This is a genomic window from Streptomyces sp. NPDC025793 (assembly GCF_055558375.1).
Genome location: NZ_JBVHMR010000134.1, coordinates 1 through 2,286 on the forward strand (window position 1 = coordinate 1; position 2,286 = coordinate 2,286).

Genomic DNA, 2,286 nt, shown 5'->3' on the forward strand with positions numbered 1-2,286 from the left:
CGCGGCCAGGACGTTGCGCAGCTCCACCGCGATCAACGAATCCACACCCAGATCCCGGAACGCCCGCTCCGCACCGACCTGTTCGGCGCCGGCGTACCCGAGTGCCGCGGCGGCCCGGGCGCGCACCTCGGTGAGGAGTTCACGTCGGCGGGCTTCGGGGGCGAGGTCGCGCAACCGGGCTTGCAGTCCGGTCGTGACGGTCTCGGCGGTGGTCTCGGGCCCGGCCGGGGCGCGGTACACCTCGCTGAGGAGCGAGCTGGGCCGGACCGCGGTGAAGGCGGGGCCGAAGCGGCTCCAGTCGACATCGGCCACGAAGGCGACAGCGGACGCGTCCGCAGCGCAGGCCGCGAGGGCGTCCAGGGCCCGGTCGGGGTCGAGCAAGCCGACGCCGCCGCGCAGTTGGCGGCCCTCCGCGTCGGCGTCGGCGGCCATGCCGCCACCGGCCCAGGGCCCCCACGCGATCGACGTGGCGGGCAGGCCCTCGCTCCTGCGGCGTTCCGCGAGGGCGTCCAACAGGGCGTTGGCAGCCGCGTAGTTGGCCTGTCCGGCGGAGCCGACCGTGCCGGCGAAGGACGAGAAGAGGATGAAGGCGGAGAGGTCGCGGTCGCGGGTCAGCTCGTCCAGGTTGCGCGCACCGGCGACCTTGGCGGCGAAGACGTTCCTGAACGCGCCCGGCGTGAGACCGTCGAGGACGCCGTCCTCCAGCACTCCGGCGGTGTGGACGACCGCGTCCACGGGGTGGGTGTCGAGCAGCGCGCGCAGCTTCTCACGGTCCGTCAGGTCGAGTGCGGCCAGGGTCACTTCGGCGCCGATGTCACGCAGTTCGCGTCGCAGCTCCTCGGCACCCGGCGCCTGGGCTCCGCTGCGGCTGACCAGGACCAGGTGCGCCGCGCCCTGCCGGGCGGCCCACCGGGCCACCCTGGCGCCCAGCGCGCCCGTGCCACCGGTCACCAGGATCGTGCCGGACGGCTGCCAGACCGATTCCGGTGCGCGGGAGGTCGGAACCAGACGGCGGCCCAGGACACCACCGGTACGGATCGCGGCCTGGTCCTCCTGCGGGCTCACGGCCTTCGCGCCCTCGGCGAGCAGCGTGACGAGCCGGGCCGCCGAGCGCCCGTCCAGCGTCGGGGGCAGGTCCACGAGACCGCCCCAGCGATCGGGGTGTTCCAGGGCCACGACGCGGCCTAGGCCCCAGACGGCGGCCTGGTCCGGTTCCGATGCGGGGTCGCCGGCCGTGGTGGTGACTGCTCCCCGGGTCAGCGTCCACAGCGGTGCCAGGACAGCGGCGTCACCGAGTGCCTGCACGAGCATCGTGGTCGCGAGCACGCCGCCGGGCACGTCGCCGTTCTCGCCGCGCTCCAGAGCGAGCGTGGAGACGACACCGGTGACCGGGGTGTCCTCGACGGCTACGGCGATCCGGCGGGCCAACTCGGCCCGGGTGTCGCTGTGGTGGTGCTCGACGACGACCAGTTGCGCCCCCGCGTCGCGCAGGGCACTGGTCAGCGCGCCGTCCCAGCCGTCGGAGCCGTCCAGGGACACGGGCCTGAGGAACAGCCAGTGCCCTGACAGCCGGGAACCTTCGGGCAGACCGGCGACCGTACGCCAGACGACCGTGTGGTGCGGTCCGCTGACCTCGACGGCCGATCCGTCCTCGCCGTAGGAGCGCTCCAGCCAGTAGCGGTCGCGGCGGAAGGCGTACGTGGGCAGCTCGACAGTGCCGGCGCCCTGGAGAAGCGTGGTCCACGCCACCGAGGCCCCGTTCACGTGCAGTCGCGCGAGGGCCGTCACGAGGTGCTGGGTCTCCTGGCCGTCCTTGCGGAGGACCGGCACGTACAGCGCGTCGTCCGCCGCGCCGTTCTGCGCGAGGGCGGTGAGGGTGCCGTCGGGTCCGATCTCCAGGAAACGCGTCACCCCCTCGGCCACCAGCGCGGCCACGCCATCGGCGAAGCGAACCGCCTCACGGACATGCCGCACCCAGTAGTCCGCCGACGCCAACTCCCCGTCCCCGGCCAGCTGTCCGGTCACATTCGACACGACCGGGATCGACGCAGTGCCGTACCCGATACCCTCCGCCACCTCGCGGAACGCGTCCAGCATCGGCTCCATCAGCGGCGAGTGGAAGGCGTGCGAGACCCGCAGACGCGACGTACGCCGACCCCGTGCCTTCAGCTCCTCCGCAACCTCGATGACGGCAGCCTCGACACCCGCGATCACCACCGCCCGAGGACCGTTGACCGCGGCGATCGACACCTCGCCCGCACGACCCTCCAGCAGAGGCAGCACCTC

The 2,286-nt window shown here is 73.5% G+C and carries 1 protein-coding gene; it reads right to left on the reverse strand.

What is annotated here, in order from left to right; genetic code table 11:
- Window positions 1-2,286 (reverse strand): type I polyketide synthase (locus tag ACZ4MF_RS48850; RefSeq protein WP_467500899.1); only part of this gene is annotated, 2,286 nt, incomplete at both ends.